The organism is Luteibacter anthropi (genome assembly GCF_011759365.1).
GTDB lineage: Bacteria > Pseudomonadota > Gammaproteobacteria > Xanthomonadales > Rhodanobacteraceae > Luteibacter > Luteibacter anthropi.
This window is the reverse complement of record NZ_JAARLZ010000004.1, coordinates 376,635-391,917: the sequence shown is the minus strand read 5'-3', so window position 1 is coordinate 391,917 and position 15,283 is coordinate 376,635. Positions and strand designations below refer to the sequence as shown.

Annotated in this window: 14 protein-coding genes; 8 read left to right on the top strand and 6 right to left on the bottom strand. The window is 66.4% G+C overall.

Going from position 1 to position 15,283, the window contains the following annotated elements; genetic code table 11:
- Positions 1 to 63: 63 nt before the first annotated feature.
- From HBF25_RS09730 to HBF25_RS09720, 3 genes are read right to left on the bottom strand one after another with little or no spacing between them, the layout of a single operon-like run.
- Positions 64 to 873, bottom strand: a complete 810-nt coding sequence (locus HBF25_RS09730; RefSeq protein ID WP_166947806.1) for a DUF4198 domain-containing protein — start codon at positions 871 to 873, stop codon at positions 64 to 66.
- 12 nt (positions 874 to 885) lie between these two features.
- On the bottom strand, positions 886 to 1,395 hold the full coding sequence (locus tag HBF25_RS09725) for a DUF2271 domain-containing protein (RefSeq protein WP_166947804.1): 510 nt from the start codon (positions 1,393 to 1,395) through the stop codon (positions 886 to 888).
- Between the two features lie 11 nt (positions 1,396 to 1,406).
- Positions 1,407 to 2,033, bottom strand: coding sequence for a PepSY-associated TM helix domain-containing protein (locus HBF25_RS09720; RefSeq protein WP_166947802.1), 627 nt, complete (start codon positions 2,031 to 2,033; stop codon positions 1,407 to 1,409).
- 157 nt (positions 2,034 to 2,190) lie between these two features.
- On the opposite strand from HBF25_RS09720, the gene HBF25_RS09715 reads away from it, so the two are divergent.
- The 6 genes from HBF25_RS09715 (at position 2,191) to HBF25_RS09690 (ending at position 7,162) form a co-directional block, all read left to right on the top strand.
- Complete coding sequence (locus tag HBF25_RS09715; RefSeq protein WP_166947800.1) at positions 2,191 to 2,865, top strand: response regulator; 675 nt, start codon at positions 2,191 to 2,193, stop codon at positions 2,863 to 2,865.
- Complete coding sequence (locus HBF25_RS09710; RefSeq protein ID WP_166947798.1) at positions 2,858 to 4,276, top strand: sensor histidine kinase; 1,419 nt, start codon at positions 2,858 to 2,860, stop codon at positions 4,274 to 4,276. Before HBF25_RS09715 ends, HBF25_RS09710 begins: the two co-directional genes overlap by 8 nt.
- Positions 4,277 to 4,365: 89 nt before the next feature.
- Positions 4,366 to 5,208: an alpha/beta hydrolase gene (locus HBF25_RS09705; protein WP_166947984.1), complete on the top strand. Its 843-nt coding sequence runs from the start codon at positions 4,366 to 4,368 to the stop codon at positions 5,206 to 5,208.
- A gap of 4 nt (positions 5,209 to 5,212) precedes the next feature.
- Complete coding sequence (locus HBF25_RS09700) at positions 5,213 to 5,572, top strand: EamA family transporter (protein ID WP_166947796.1); 360 nt, start codon at positions 5,213 to 5,215, stop codon at positions 5,570 to 5,572.
- Complete coding sequence (locus HBF25_RS09695) at positions 5,569 to 5,967, top strand: DMT family transporter (protein ID WP_166947794.1); 399 nt, start codon at positions 5,569 to 5,571, stop codon at positions 5,965 to 5,967. Before HBF25_RS09700 ends, HBF25_RS09695 begins: the two co-directional genes overlap by 4 nt.
- On the top strand, positions 5,951 to 7,162 hold the full coding sequence (locus HBF25_RS09690; RefSeq protein ID WP_166947792.1) for a DegT/DnrJ/EryC1/StrS family aminotransferase: 1,212 nt from the start codon (positions 5,951 to 5,953) through the stop codon (positions 7,160 to 7,162). The genes HBF25_RS09695 and HBF25_RS09690 overlap by 17 nt, the downstream gene beginning before the upstream one ends.
- Positions 7,163 to 7,860: 698 nt before the next feature.
- On the opposite strand, the gene tsaB is transcribed toward HBF25_RS09690, so the two are convergent.
- Positions 7,861 to 8,550 carry a tRNA (adenosine(37)-N6)-threonylcarbamoyltransferase complex dimerization subunit type 1 TsaB gene (gene tsaB, locus HBF25_RS09685; RefSeq protein WP_166947790.1) on the bottom strand — a complete coding sequence of 230 codons (690 nt, stop codon included), beginning with the start codon at positions 8,548 to 8,550 and terminating at the stop codon, positions 7,861 to 7,863.
- A complete protein-coding gene (gene creD, locus HBF25_RS09680) occupies positions 8,547 to 9,884 on the bottom strand; it encodes a cell envelope integrity protein CreD (protein ID WP_166947788.1) in 1,338 nt (445 codons plus the stop codon). The genes tsaB and creD overlap by 4 nt, the downstream gene beginning before the upstream one ends.
- 191 nt (positions 9,885 to 10,075) lie before the next feature.
- Between creD and HBF25_RS09675 the strand changes: the two genes are divergently transcribed.
- Complete coding sequence (locus tag HBF25_RS09675) at positions 10,076 to 10,465, top strand: cupin domain-containing protein (RefSeq protein ID WP_166947786.1); 390 nt, start codon at positions 10,076 to 10,078, stop codon at positions 10,463 to 10,465.
- An 8-nt stretch (positions 10,466 to 10,473) separates the two neighbouring features.
- On the opposite strand, the gene yoaA is transcribed toward HBF25_RS09675, so the two are convergent.
- Positions 10,474 to 12,399: a DNA repair helicase YoaA gene (gene yoaA, locus HBF25_RS09670; protein WP_166947785.1), complete on the bottom strand. Its 1,926-nt coding sequence runs from the start codon at positions 12,397 to 12,399 to the stop codon at positions 10,474 to 10,476.
- 78 nt (positions 12,400 to 12,477) lie between these two features.
- On the opposite strand from yoaA, the gene HBF25_RS09665 reads away from it, so the two are divergent.
- On the top strand, positions 12,478 to 15,234 hold the full coding sequence (locus HBF25_RS09665; protein WP_166947783.1) for a valine--tRNA ligase: 2,757 nt from the start codon (positions 12,478 to 12,480) through the stop codon (positions 15,232 to 15,234).
- Positions 15,235 to 15,283: the final 49 nt, after the last annotated feature.

Genomic DNA, 15,283 nt, shown 5'->3' with positions numbered 1-15,283 from the left:
CGAGGATTCTCGTGATAACCGGTCGCGCGCAAGGCGCGCTCCTACAGGGGGTAGTGTCGCTTGTCATTGCGGCAGCACTTCCAGCGTGGCGGTGTAGGCCGCGCGGCGGGTCTTCGCTTCCTTGACCGTGGTCTTGTTGTCTTCGGTGGATGCGTTCACCCAGTACATGCCGGCCTTCGGGAAGGCGAAGCCGAACTTGCCGTCGGCATCGGTCGTGGTGTCCATCTCGTCCTGCGCATCGCGATAACGCGTGGCACCGGCCACGGCAACCACCTTCAGGTTCGCGGCGGGCTTGCCATCGAGCAGCAGCTGGAAGCTGGCCTTTTCTCCCGCCACCAGATCATTCGGCTGCGTCACCGGCACGAGTTCCAGCCCCTTGCCGGTGGGCTTCAGTGCCACGCCGCCAGGCTTGCCCTGGGTGACGAAGGTTTCGACGCGCGAAGCCATCTCGCTCACCTGCACGTTCTTCGCGTTGGCCGGGATACCTGTCCTGAGTTCGTCGGCCTTGCCGCGCCAGCGCTTTTTCTGGCCGTCCGCTTCGTAGCTGGCGAACAGGCCCTGGTTGACCATCGCAAGGCGATACGTGCCCTTCTGCGGCACGGGCAGGTCGAAGGCGCTGCGGTATTTGCCGGTCCAGGGATTCTCCGGCTTCACCTGCGAGCCGTCCGGTGCGGTGATGACCAGCTGGTCGAGCTGCGCGGGGAAGTGATCCGGGTAGTAGAGATCGTTGGAAATCGCGGCATCGACAGTCACCCACGCATCGTCGCTGGAAACGACCGTGGCGGAAGGGACCATCCACATCTTGTGCGCCTGCGCAGCGAAGGGCAGGACGAGGGCCGCACACAGCGCGGCACGAACGAGGACGTGCTTCATCGGAGTCTCCCTTTATGGATTGATATCGAGGCTGATCTGGCCGAGTTCTTCGGAACCCTTGGCCGAAAGGTGCACCGGCGCCCTGGCCGGCCAGTCGAACGCGATGCGCTGGGCTTCACGGCCGCCGACTTCGCGCGCCGCTTCCACCACCAGTTCGTAATGTCCCGGTGCCAGCGTGCCCAGCGGCGGCTTGCCGTCGGTGAAGCGCAGCTGGTGCTGGCCGGCGGGGCGCGTCGCGCCGGAGACGCCGTCGATCGGCATCGCCTGTTCGCGACCACTGCGGCGCCACCACTGGCGCATGTCCTTCAGCCACTTGGTGCCTTCGCCGTCGGCCTTTTTCACGTCGTACCAGACGGCCAGGTTGGCGGCGACGCTGTGGTCTTCGCGCTCGATCCACACGGCCACGTATGGACGGTGATATTCCGCAACCTTCAGCGTGGGGATCTCCACCGTGAGATTCATGTCGGCGGCAAAGGCCGGTGCAGCGGCAAGCCCGAAGGCCAGGAACAGCAAACGACGCATGGGATGTCCCATCAGTGGATGAAAAGAAGGGCGACAAGCAGCGGCAGCACGAACCCGAGGGCCACCATCGGCCAGGTCATGCCGCGCTGGCCGGCATGCATCTTGAGCAGCAGCAGGCCGGTGAGCGCGAAGACCACGCAGGCCAGCGCGAACACGTCGATGAACCAGCTCCACACCGGGCCCGTATTGCGGCCCTTGTGCAGATCGTTGAGATAGGCGAGCCAGCCGCGGTCGGTGACCTCGTAGTGAACATCACCGGTTTCACGGTCGACGCTTACCCAGCCATCGCCGCCGGGGCGCGGCAGCGAGACGTACACCTCGTCGTTGCTCCAGTCGCCCGGCTTGTTTGCGATATCGGCGCCGGTGCGCTCCGCGACGAAGTTCGCGATCGCAGGTGCCAACGGCGCAGACTTCGTGTCCTGGGGTGCCACGAGCTGGCCGCGCAGGCCCTCCGGGAGCAGGGCATCCTTCTGTTCCACCCGGGGCGCGGCCTCGATGCGGGCCGCATGATTCAGCGTGAAGCCGGTTACGGAAAACAGCAGCAAGACCACCAGCGACACGGCCGAACTGATCCAGTGCCAGCGATGCAAGTGTTTGATCCAGAAAGCGCGGCGTTGCCGGTCCACGGTGTCGCGCATAGCTGGAAGGTCCCCGGGGGCGATTGGCAAAAACATGCGAATGTTAAAATAAACGCGAATCGTTCGCAATTAATGACTTAACGCTTTCCTGCGAACCTGCCGTAAGCGTGCCGCCAGCGCATGCGTCCCTGCCCTGCCCCGGCGTATGCTTGGCACCATGCGCATCCTTCTCGCCGAAGACGACACATCGATCGCCGCCGCCGTCCGCTCCTCGCTCGAACAAAGTGGTCACGCCGTGGACCACGTGACCGACGGGGTGACCGCCGACAACGCGCTGCGTGACCACGAATACGACCTGCTCGTACTCGACCTGGGCCTGCCCAAGCTCGACGGCAGCGACGTCCTTGCGCGCGCGCGAAAACGCGGTAACAGCCTGCCCGTGCTGGTGGTGACGGCCCGCGAGGGCCTGAAGGAGCGCGTGCGCGTGCTCGACCTGGGTGCCGACGATTACCTGCTGAAGCCGTTCGCGCTGGTGGAGTTCGACGCGCGCGTGCGCGCCCTGCTCCGCCGCCGCACCAGCAATGGCACGCCGGAGTTCCGCATTGCCCGCCTGCGCCTGGATATACCCGGTCATCGCGCCTGGATCGGCGACCTGCCGCTCGACCTCACGGCACGCGAGTTCGGCCTTATCGAAGCCCTGGCCACCCGGGTCGACAAGGTGACCAGCCGCGCCCAGCTCGTCGAGGCGCTGTGCAACTGGGACGAAGACCTCACGGACAACGGCCTGGACATCGCCCTGCACCGCCTGCGCAAGAAGCTCCAGGGCTCCGGCACCAGCGTGCGCACCATCCGCGGCCTGGGCTACCTGCTCGAAGAAACCGCGGATGCCTGACCGCCGTCACGCGGCCCAGCGGCCGCCGCGGCCCAGCCTGCGCCGCCGCCTGCTCACCTTCCTGCTGGTGCCCGTGCTGGTCGTGCTCGTGCTCGATACGGTGATCGGCTATTTCATCGCGCTGGCGTATTCCAACCACATCCACGACACCGACCTGTCCGATCAGGCTCTGACCCTGTCGGAGCTGATCGGCAACGATGCACTCAGCGGCGAGCTCTCGGAACAGGCCCGGTTCCTGCTCGAATACGATCCCGACGGCCGCAATTACTACACGGTGGTCAGCGACCGGCACGGCCGGATTGTGGGCAACGCCGAGCTGGACGGCCCCGAACGCAACGTGCACGTGGACGCGCCGCCGCGCCTCTATGACACCACGCTCGGCCGCCGCCCCTTGCGCGCTGCGATCATGCGCGTGCCCAACCGCCACGAAGACGGCGACATCCTGACGATCACCGTGGCGGAAAACCTGCGCGACCGCCACATCCGCGCTCGCGAGATCCTGTTTCTCACCCTGCCGATGCAGGCCCTGCTGATCGCCGCCGTGCTGCTGCTGGTGTGGTTCGGCGTGAGCCACGGCCTGGGCGTGCTGGAACCGCTGACCACGCGACTCGGACGGCGCGGCCACGACCTGGGGCCCATCGGCGAGGAAGACGTGCCCATCGAAATCCTGCCGCTCACACGCACCATCGACGACCTGTTCGCCCGCATGCGCAACATGATCGGCCTGCAGGAGCGATTCATCGCCGATGCCGCGCATCAGTTGCGCACGCCGCTGGCCGGCATCCAGATGCATGTCGAACGCTACGAGGGCATGGAAGACCCCGCCCAGCGCATCGAAGCCATGCGCCACGTGCATCGCCTGGCTGCCCGTGCGGCGCGCACCTCGGCACAGCTGCTGGCGCTCACCCGCACGCAGTCGCCCGATCTGCCCGACCACGATGGCATGGCCCTCATCGACCTCAGCCAGGTCGTGCCCGAGGCCGTGTCGATGCGCGTCCACCAGGCCATCGCGCAGGGCGTGGACCTCGGCTACGAAGGGCTCGAACGCCCCTGCTTCATCCGTGGCGATGCGTTGCAGATCCAGGAAACCATCGACAACCTCGTGGACAACGCCTTTCACTACGCCGGTCGCGGCCATAGCGTCACCGTGTCGGTGGAAGACGCCGTCGGCGATATCGTGCTGGCGGTGGAAGACGATGGCCCTGGCGTACCCGAGGCCTTCCTGGCCCAGTTGGGCGAGCGCTTCTTCCGCGTGCCCGGCAGCGATGAAGACGGCACGGGCCTTGGTCTTGCCATCGTCGAGAGCATCGCCGAACGCCACTCCGCACGCGTGGAATTCATGCACGGCGAGGTGGGTGGCCTGCGTGTCGAGATCCGTTTCCCTGCCCCGGGGCCGCACCACAACACCTGACAGGCCCCGCCCAGCCCCGGAAAGCCACATGAAACCGGAGGCATGGCACCATGTCATCATTGAAAGTCCCTGAAGGGCAGAGGCGTCCAGTGAGCGAGACGGCGGAATTCCAGTTCGAAGGCGGGCGCGATGGCGTCCTCCTCATCCATGGCCTGACCGGCACCCCCACCGAGATGCGACTCGTCGGCAAGGGGCTGAACCGCGCGGGTTTCACCGTCGTGGGCGTGCAGTTGGCGGGTCATTGCGGCACCGAAGACGATCTTCTGGCCACCACCTGGCAGGATTGGTACGACAGCGTGGAGAAGGCCGCCGAGCAGCTGCGCGGCAAGGTCGACCGCCTGTTCGTGGCCGGCCTGTCCATGGGCGCCGTACTGGCGCTGCGCCTTGCCGCCACGCGGCCGGAGTGGGTCTCGGGCGTGGGCGTGTTCGGCGCCACGTTCCGCTACGACGGCTGGTCCATGCCCTGGATCGAGCGTCGCTTCAACTTCCTGCTGCCCATCCTCAAGTCGCTGGGCATCGGCAAGAAAGTGAGCTTCCAGGAAAAACCGCCCTACGGCATCCGTGACGAGCGCCTGCGCGCGCAGATCAGCTCGGCCATGCTCTCGGGCGACAGCAAGAGCGCCGGCCTGCCGGGCAATCCCTGGTTCGCCGTGGCCGAGATGATGGCCCTGGCACGCGACACGCGCCGTCGCCTGCCGCAGGTCACCGCACCGTGCTTCATCGCCCATGCGGTAGACGACGACATCGCGAGCGTCCGCAGCAATGCCGACCTCGTCGCGCGCCGGGTCAGCGGCCCCATTGAGATTCTTCTGCTCGGCGACAGCTATCACATGATCACGGTCGACCGCGAACGTCGCCTGCTGATCGAGCGCACCGCCGACTTCTTCAGCCGGATCGCGCGCGACGCACGTCCCACACGCATGGCAGCCTGACCGCATGAATGGTCTGGTTGTCGCGTTGTGGATCGCGAACGTCGTACTCGATACCGGTGGCCAGCTGGCCTTCAAGGCCGCCGCCAGCGATGAGCGCGCGGGCGACGGCCTCGCCCGCTGGAAGTACATGCTGGCCCGCCCGTGGATCTGGACAGGCATCGGCTGTTATGTCGCCGAATTCCTCGTGTGGATCGCCTTCCTCTCGCTGGTACCGCTCTCCGAGGGCGTGCTGCTGGGCTCGATCAACATCGTGGCGATCATGGTCGCGGGCCGCTTCCTGTTCAACGAAAAACTGAGCCCGCTGCGGGTCACCGGCATCCTGCTGGTGGCCGCGGGCGTGGCCATCGTGGGTGTGGGTACATGAAGCGCTTCTATCTCATCGGCTTCGCCATGCTCATGGCGTTCGACACGCTGAACCTCGTCTGCTTCAAGATGGCCGGCAGCCACGCGCTGCCCGTCGAGATGAGCACCGAGTGGGTGATGCGCGTGTTCTCCCATCCGTGGATCTACGGTGCGGTGGTCGGCTATATCGGCGCTTTCCTCACCTGGATGAGCCTGCTCAAGCACGCGCCCATCGGGCCGGCATTCGCGGCGTCGCACCTGGAAGTGATCAGCGTGATGGTGCTGTCGTGGTGGGTCTTCCACGAGCCGATCGGCATGCCGCAGATCATCGGCGCCGTGGCGATCATCGCCGGCATCGTCTGCCTGGCCTTCGCCGAGAGCGACGACGAGACCAGCAGCGATGCGGTTACGGCCTGAGCGCGAATCGCCGCCCACTGCCGGCCTGCCGCTAGGCCTGCACGACCTCGCCGGCTCCGTCGCCGCGCCGCTCACCGCGCAGGCGGCGACATGGCTGGGCGTTGAAGAAGTCCAACTGGAATGCTCGGGGACGGCGGCGCTCACGGTAGCGCTGACCGCCTTGTCGGAACACGCGCCCTCCCGCCGGGAGGTCGCCATCCCCGCCTATACGTGTCCACTGGTGCCCCTGGCAGTGCGCCGCGCGGGTCTCGTGCCCCGCCTGGTCGACCTGCTTCCCGGTCACTTCGACATGGATCCACAGCGCCTCGCCGAGGCCTGCGGCGAACAGACACTGGCCGTGGTGCCCACCCATCTCGGCGGTCGCCTGGCTGATGTCGCCACGGCCAATGCCATCGCCCACCCTGCCGGCGCGCTCACCATCGAAGACGCTGCGCAGGCGCTGGGTGCACGTCTCGACGGCGGCTTCGCGGGCACACGGGGTGATATCGGTTTCTTTAGCCTGGCAGCCGGCAAAGGCCTGTCCATCTTCGAAGGCGGCCTGCTGGTCGCGCAGGACGAGGCGTGGCGCGCGCGTTTTCGCCGTGCCAGCAAGCGCATCGCCCGCTGGCATCCCGGCTGGGAGTTGCGCCGCACGCTCGAACTGCTCGGCTACACGGCACTGTATCGCCCACGCGGCATGGCCCTCGCCTATGGCAACGACATGCGCCGCTCGCTGCGCAAGGGCGACCTCATCGGCGCAGCAGGCGAACACTTCAGCGCCGATTTTCCCCTGCACACCGTGGGACGCTGGCGCCGCGCCGTCGGCGCCAGGGCCTTCCCGCGACTGGCGCAATTCATCGACATCACCAGGGCGCAAGCTCGCGCGCGATTGCCGCGACTGGCATCGATCCCTGGTGTGCACGCGTTCTCCGACGAAGGCGGTACCTGGCCTTACCTGATGTTGCGCATGCCCGACGAACGCACACGCGATGCGGTGCTGGCACGGTTATGGGCATCGCGATACGGCGTGGCACGCATGTTCATCCACGCCCTGCCCGACTACGACTACCTTGGCAGCATGCCCGGTGGCGATCACGTCCCCCATGCCCGAGACTTCGCGGCGCGCACGCTCACCATCACCAACAGCCCGTGGCTCGACGACGTAGCATTCGAACACGTATGCGCCGTCATCGAAGCCACCATAGCCCTCTCCTGACACACACCCTGTAGGAGCGCGCCTTGCGCGCGACCGGCCAAGGCGAGACGTTGACGACATTCGCGACAACCGGTCGCGCGCAGGCGCGCTCCTACAGGGGAAGCGTCGTCGCAAGGTTGATCGCCCCTCCGGTAGCCACGTAGCGTTGTAGGAGCGTGCTTGCGCGCGACCGTTTGAATCGAAACGATGAACATATTCGCGACAACCGGTCGCGCGCAGGCGCGCTCCTACAACAGCCTGCGATCACGTTGGGAGAGGCGGCGGGGGCGGCCCTTGGCGCGACTTGATGGAGGTGAGGGGAGTGGGCGGAAAAGGCCCGAAGGGGGCCGGCCAGGAAGGCCGGCCTTTTTCGCCGAGGCAGGAGCCGAGTCGAAAAACCCCGCCCGCTCCCCGTGCCCGAAGGGGCGCAAGCCATAAGACACTGAGCCGCGCAGCGGCTCCTCCTTTCCCGAGGGACACCGCAGGCCGGAGCGACAAGGGCCGCACCCGTCGCCTCTGCACCGCCACGTATGAGCGCCGATGCGAGGGCGACAGGCGAGCCCACCCTACGGAGCGACGCACCACACGGGCTGCTTTACTACGGAGCGCAACATCGCCGATGCGATCGGCTCCCACACCTTCGGTAGGTGAGTCCCTTTTCAACTGGCGACGCTACGTATCAAACGGTCGCGCGCGAGGCGCGCTCCTACAACGGCGGGTCAGGCTTTGCCTTGTTCTACCAGGGTGAGGGCGACCTTGTCGCGCAGGTAGACCGGCAGCGCCAGTTCCGGGGCCACTGCCTCGCCGGCGCGGAAGCGCTTTGCCGCGATTTCCGCCACGTGGCGTGCCTGTGGATAGCGCAAGCCCTCCGACGAGCGGACAGGCGCATGAATACGCTCGCGCAACACGGAGGCGTAGGTCTCCCAGCCCGTGCCGACCACATGCCATGCCGAGGCTTCCGGCAGGATGAGTGCGGCGGCGGTATCCACGCGTTCGCGATCCAGCAGCGTCACGCCGCCGTCGTTCTCGCGCTTCCACGCAGCCACGTAGATCTCGCCCATGCGCGCATCGATCACGGAAAGAATGGCCGCGTCGTCCTCAGGGGCTTCCAGCGCCAGCGCCTCCAGCGACGACACCGTGACCACCGGGATATCCAGTGCCAGCGCCATGCCCTGCGCCAGTGACACGCCCAGGCGCACGCCCGTGAACGCACCCGGCCCACGACCCACGGCGATGCCCTGCAAGGCCTCGCGCTTCAGCCCGGCTTCCGCCAGAAGTTCGTCCGCCATCGGGAGCACCAGCTCGGCGTGTCTGCGGGGGGCGATCTCGCTGCGCTCGATCACTTCATCGCCGTGCACGAGGGCGACGGAGCAGGCTTCGGTGGAGGTTTCGATGGCGAGGTAATTCATGGCGTTTCCGGCGTTGGGTTGAACGGCACGCCATAGGCGTACCAATCGATGCGGCGGGTCAGGTACATGAGGAGCGCAACCACTGCCACGAGCACGACCGAGCCGATCAGCAGGGCGTACTGCTCCGCACCGATCAGGCCATACAGTATGGCGTAAACCAGGGCCAGCACGCCGCCCAGCAACAGGCCGGCCCGGCGCGCCCGCAGCACCGCCGTGGCATAGCCACCCACGATCAGCACCACTGCGGCCGCGGCCACGACATAGGCCCAGCCAAAGCCGATCTGCTCGGACAACGCCAGAAGGAGCACATAGAAGCTCGCCATCGCCGCCCCCACCAGCAGGTACTGCACCGGATGCAGGCGCAGGCCCTTCAGTACCTCGAACAGGAAGAACGCCACGAAGGTCAGCGCGATGAACAGCAAGCCGTATTTACCCGCACGGTCGTTCTGCTGGTAGACACTGCCGGGCTGGTACAGCGTGACGCCGAACGATGAGGGTTCCAGTCGCTCGGAGACATCGCGATCCCCTGCGTCCCAGTGCTGCCCATAGGAGCGATTGAGATCCAGCACCCGCCAGTCGGCGTCGAAACCCCTGGCCGTCACCGATCGGGTGCCTGGCAACAGCGCGCCGATGAAACTCGGATCAACCCACGGCGAGCGGATGCGCACGCTGTTCGAGCGCGCCAGGGGCAGTACGGAGAACGATTCGGTACCTGCAATACGCAGGTTCAGCGCGAAATCCACGGGTGTATCGCGCTCGGGATCGACCGGCATGGGTACCGACAGCACCGTATAGGACCCCATGCGCGCCGTGGACGACGCCAGCCGCGCCGGATGCCCGTCGACCGTGAACGATGTGATGCCTTGCAGGCCTCGCGTGTCTGCAATCAGCAGGCGAAGTTCTGCCTTGTCGCTGTCCCACCGCGTATCGCTTCCCGTGGCTAGGCGCCGGATATCCGCCGGCTGGATACGACCACGGACAGCCACCTCCCCCGTGTAGATGGGCACCTCGTACATGCCTACCCGGCGACGATCCACGGCGAGGTCCGCCACGGTATCCAGTTCGTCGGCAAGCACGATCTCCGAGGATTCCCGCACGCCCAGCGACTTGCCGTCGCTGCTGCGAACCTCCGTACGCGTCGGCACCGACAGCACGAGGCCACCAAGGGTCTGTGCCCCGCCCCAGCCTTCGGCCACGCGGGTGGATGCGTTATGACGCATCTGCTGTCTTTCGCGCACGAGTCCGTCCGACTGCGACAACGGAACCAGCATGAGCAAGGCGAGCAGTCCGATGCCAAGAACCTTGGCGGTAATGGATTGCGTCCAGCGAAGCATCGGCGGTGTCCTTTCGTAGGTAGTCGTCCCGGATGCTGTGGGTTGCTCCTGTTGCCGTGCGGCGGCGCGAATGGCGATGCGCGGGCAATCGAGGGCGAAAAGGGGCGAAGACCTGAGCAACTTCGCAGGTTTTCGTGAGAGTGTTCTCATGACAAGAGGACGCTTTCATGGCGAGCATCGGGGCAGTCCACATGAGAGGCCCCGTCATGCCGCCCGCCCAGCTTGCGATCCCTCTTGCCATCCTTCTCGGTGCCCTGCTCGCCCTGGCCATGTCGCCCGCGCCGGGAGATGCGTTTCTACTCCGGCAGCGGCTGCTTGCACCCGCCTACCTGGACGACCAGCCACCGATGCGCATGCTGCGGATATCCATCGGTCCCGGAGCCTCGCTGCCCTGGCATCGCGACGCCTTGCCCGACTCGGGCTATCTGGTCGAGGGCGAGCTATGGCTGGTGGAGCGGGATGGCAGCGAGACCGTGATTCGCCCGGGCGATGCGCTGGCCGAGCGCCTGGACGTTGCCAGCATGGGTTCTGCCGGTCCGCGGGGCGCCACGGTCATCGTCTTCTACGCGAAAGAGGCCTGATGCCCCGCTCAGTCCGGCGCGTGCCCGGCTTGCAGGAAGGCCACGGCATCCGCCAGTTCGCGCGTCCTCGGCATCGGCGGCAGGCTCGCCAGAAACAAGCGGCCGTAGCCCTTGCTGGACAGGCGCGGATCGCAAAGCACCAGCACGCCGCGATCATGCACGTCACGGATAAGGCGCCCCACACCCTGCTTGAGCGCGATCACCGCCGTAGGCACCTGCCAGCCCATGAAGGGGTTGATTCCGGCCGCCTCAAGGGCCTCCAGGCGAGCCTGGAGCACCGGGTCGTCGGGCATGGCGAACGGAAGCTTGTCGATCACCACCACGCCAAGGGCATCGCCTGCCACATCCACACCCTCCCAGAAGCTGGCCGCGCCCAGCAGCACGCCTCGCCCGCTCTGGCGGAACTCCTCCAGCAGGCGGTGACGCGGTGCCGTGCCCTGCACGAACAGCGGCCAGGGTACCCGCCCCTCCATCAGTTCGGCAGCACGGCGCAAGGCGCGATGAGAGGTGAATAGCAAAAAGGCGCGGCCGTCGGATGCGTCCAGGATCGGCCGGATCGCAGCCACGACCTTGTCCGTGTAATCGCGGGCGGCGGGTTCGGGGAGGTCCTTCGGCAGATAGGCCAGCGCCTGGCGACCGTAATCGAACGGGCTTTCCACATGCAGCGTGCGCGGGTCTTCAATGCCCAGCTGGCGGGAAAAATGCTGGAAGTCACCGGCGATGGAGAGCGTGGCCGATGTGTGGATCCACGCCGCATCCGTCGACATGCGCATGGCGCGCAACGGTGCCGAGAGATCCAGCGGCGTAGCGTGCAGCGCGAAGCCGCGCGGCCAGGTCTCGTACCAGCGGACATCCGACACCGAATGCTCTTCGGCGATGCGATCCAGGCGCAGGCTCAGCATCTGCGCGCGCTCATGCACGTTCGCCAGCCCGCGCGAGCGTTCGCCCAGCCCTGCCAGAAGATCCGCCAGCGCCGCCACGACATCGCGAAGCTCGGTCAGCAGTGCATGCACGGCCTCGTGGCGGTCGAGCGCCCCGATGGGGCCGCGCTCGGGCAACGGGTCCATCGCCAGGCGCAGGCGCCGGACCAGGTCCTGCACCACGTCCACCGGCTCCAGCAGCTGGCTGGTGGCACCGGTCACGCCCTGCGCTTCGGTCAAGGCGTCCTGCGCCAGCTCGGTCAGCTGTCGCGAGCTGACGCTCTGCGAAAAGAACTGGCCCGCCAGCTCGGGAATCTGATGCGCCTCGTCGAGGATGAAGGCATCCGCGCCGGGCAGGATTTCGCCAAAACCTTCCTGCTTCAACGCCAGGTCGGCCATCAGCAGGTGGTGGTTGACCACCACCACGTCGGCATCCATGGCCTCGCGGCGGGCCTTCACGACGTGGCAGTCGTCGAAGAACGCACATTCCACGCCGAGGCAGTTCTCCGGCGTGGAAGTCACCCGTGGCCAGAGGGCGGAATCTTCCGGCACCTCGACCATTTCCGACTTGTCGCCATAGCGGGTGCGCGCCGACCAGGCACGGATCGCCGAGAGCTGGCCTGCGACTTTGCGGTCCGGGTTGCCCTCGCGGACGGCCTGGTCGAGCCGGTGCAGGCAGAGATAATTGGCGCGCCCTTTCAGCAGGCTGACCTTGGCGCGGCTGCCCAGCACCGAGCGCACCCGGGGCAGGTCGCGAAAGAACAGCTGGTCCTGCAAGGCCTTGGTACCGGTGGAAACGATGACCTTGCGCCCCGACATCAAGGCAGGTACGAGGTAGGCGAAGGTCTTGCCGGTGCCCGTGCCGACCTCGGCGATGAGCAGGTCGCGCTCGTCGATGGCCTCCGCCACGGCCGCCGCCATGCGCTGCTGGGCCTCGCGCGGCGCGAAACCGGGTACTTCACGGGCAAACGGACCTTCCGCGCCGAGGATCGCGGCCACTTCGTGTTCAGTCATCCGGCCAGTATCGCCTACAATGGCCGTCTTTTCGCCTGTCATTGCGCGCCGTTGCCGGCGCGAACCGAGAGCCAACGCATGGACAAGAGTTTCGAGCCCAGCCAGATCGAGTCGACGTGGTACGCCCAGTGGGAGGCCAACGGCTACTTCAAGCCGTCCGGCAAGGGCACCCCCTACACGATCATGCTGCCGCCGCCCAACGTAACGGGCACGCTGCACATGGGCCATGCGTTCCAGCACACCATCATGGACACGCTGGTCCGCTACCACCGCATGCGCGGCTACGACACCCTGTGGCAGCTCGGCACCGACCACGCGGGCATCGCCACCGAGATGGTGGTTACCCGCCAGCTCAATGCCGAAGGCAAGCAGCGCTCGGACTTCGACCGCGAGTCGTTCATCGAGCGCGTGTGGCAGTGGAAAAAGGAATCCGGTGGCACCATCGGCCGCCAGATGCGCCGCCTCGGCGTGTCGGGTGACTGGAGCCGCGAGGTCTTCACCATGGACGAGGGCCCGTCGAAGGCCGTCGTCGAAACCTTCGTGCGCCTGCACGAGGAAGGCCTGATCTACCGCGGCCAGAAGCTGGTCAACTGGGATCCGGTGCTGAAGACCGCCATCTCCGATCTCGAAGTGCTCAGCGAAGAGGAAGACGGCTCGCTGTGGTCCATCCGCTACCCGCTGGCCGACGGCTCGGGGGAACTGGTTGTCGCCACCACGCGCCCGGAAACCATGCTGGGCGACGTCGCCGTGGCCGTGCATCCGGAAGACGAACGCTATGCGCATCTCGTCGGCCGCACGCTCAAGCTGCCGCTGTCCGATCGCGAGATCCCGATCATTGCCGACGACTACGTCGAGAAGGATTTCGGCACCGGCTGCGTGAAGATCACCCCGGCACATGACTTCAACGACTACGCCATCGGCCAGCGCCACAACCTGCCGATGATCAACATCCTCACGGACGACGCGCAGATCAACGACGCGGCGCCGGAGAAGTATCGCGGCATGGATCGCTACGTCGCCCGCAAGGCCGTGCTGGCCGATCTCGAAGAGCAGGGCCTGCTCGTCGAGACGAAGAAGCACAAGCTCCAGGTGCCGCGCGGCGACCGCACCGGCCAGGTCATCGAGCCCTACCTGACCTGGCAGTGGTTCGTGAAAATGGACACCCTCGCCCCGCGTGGCCTCGAACTGGTCGAACAGGGTCACGTGAAGTTCGTGCCCGAGAACTGGATCAACACCTACCGCCACTGGCTCGGCAACATCCAGGACTGGTGCATCAGCCGCCAGCTCACCTGGGGCCACCAGATCCCCGCGTGGTACACCGACGACGGCCGCATCATCGTGGCGCACGACGACGCGGAAGCGGCGACGCTGGCCGCGCAGCAGGGCTACACCGGCAAGCTGCGCCGCGACGACGACGTGCTGGAGACCTGGTTCTCGTCGTCTCTGTGGAGCCATTCCACGCTGGGCTGGCCCGACCCGCAGGCGCAGGCCGAGCGCGGTTTCGACCGCTACCTGCCCACCAACGTGCTGGTCACGGGCTTCGACATCATCTTCTTCTGGGTGGCCCGGATGATCATGATGACCGACCATTTCACCGGACAGGTGCCCTTCAAGGACATCTACATGACGGGCCTGATCCGCGACAAGGACGGCCAGAAGATGTCCAAGTCGAAGGGCAACGTGCTCGATCCGCTCGACCTCATCGATGGCATCACGCTCGACGAACTGCTCGCCAAGCGCACGCGCGGGCTGATGCAGCCGAAGATGGCCGAGAAGATCGAAAAGGCCACCCGCAAGGAATTCGCCGAAGGCATCCCCGCCTTCGGTGCCGATGCCCTGCGCTTCACCTTCGCCTCGCTCGCCACGCATGGCCGTGACATCAAGTTCGATCTTGAGCGTTGCGGTGGCTACAAGGCCTTCGTCAACAAGCTCTGGAACGCCTCGCGCTTCGTGCTGATGAATCTTGGCGATGGCCCGGTCGAGAAGGTTGCACCCACGACGGAAGCCGAGCGCTGGATCCTCACCCGCCTGCGCGACACGCTGGCCACGGTGAAGGAACAGCTGGCCATCTATCGTTTCGATCTCGCCTCCCAGGCGCTCTACGAGTTCACCTGGAACGAGTTCTGCGACTGGTTCCTCGAACTGTCCAAGCCCGCGCTCAACGGCAGTGATGCCACCGCCATCGCGTCCACGCGCTACACGCTGGTGCACGTGCTGGAAACACTGCTGCGCGCCCTGCATCCGATGATCCCGTTCGTCACCGAGGAAATCTGGCAGAACGTGCGTCCGGTACTGGGCATCGAAGGCGAGACGATCATGCTTCGCCCCTACCCCGAGGCCGAAGAGGTGGCTGCCGATGCCGCTGCCACGGCCGAGATCGAATGGGTCAAGGACGTGCTCACGGGCGTGCGTCGCATCCGTGCGGAGATGAACATCGCCCCGGGCAAGGTCATCCCGCTGCTGTTCGCCGATGGCGACGCCGCCGATCGTACCCGTGCGGCGAAGTTCGCCGCGCAGATCGCCTTCCTTGGCCGTGTCGAATCGCCGGTGTGGGTCGACGGTGACGAGCCGGCAGCCGCGGTGGCGGTAGTCGGTGGCATGCGTGCGCTGATCCCGCTCGAAGGCCTGATCGACGTCGGCGCGGAAAAGACGCGCCTCGCCAAGGAAATCGCCCGCGTCGAAGGCGAGATCCGCAAGTGCGAAGGCAAGCTGGGCAACGCCAGCTTCGTCGCCAACGCACCAGCGGAAGTCGTGGATCAGGAGCGCCAGCGCATCAGCGACTGGACGCGCCAGGTCGATGCGCTGAAGGAACAGGCCCGCAAGCTGGGCAGCTAAGCCCCGCTCGTGTAGGAGCGCGCCTCGCGCGCGACCGGCATGATCGCAA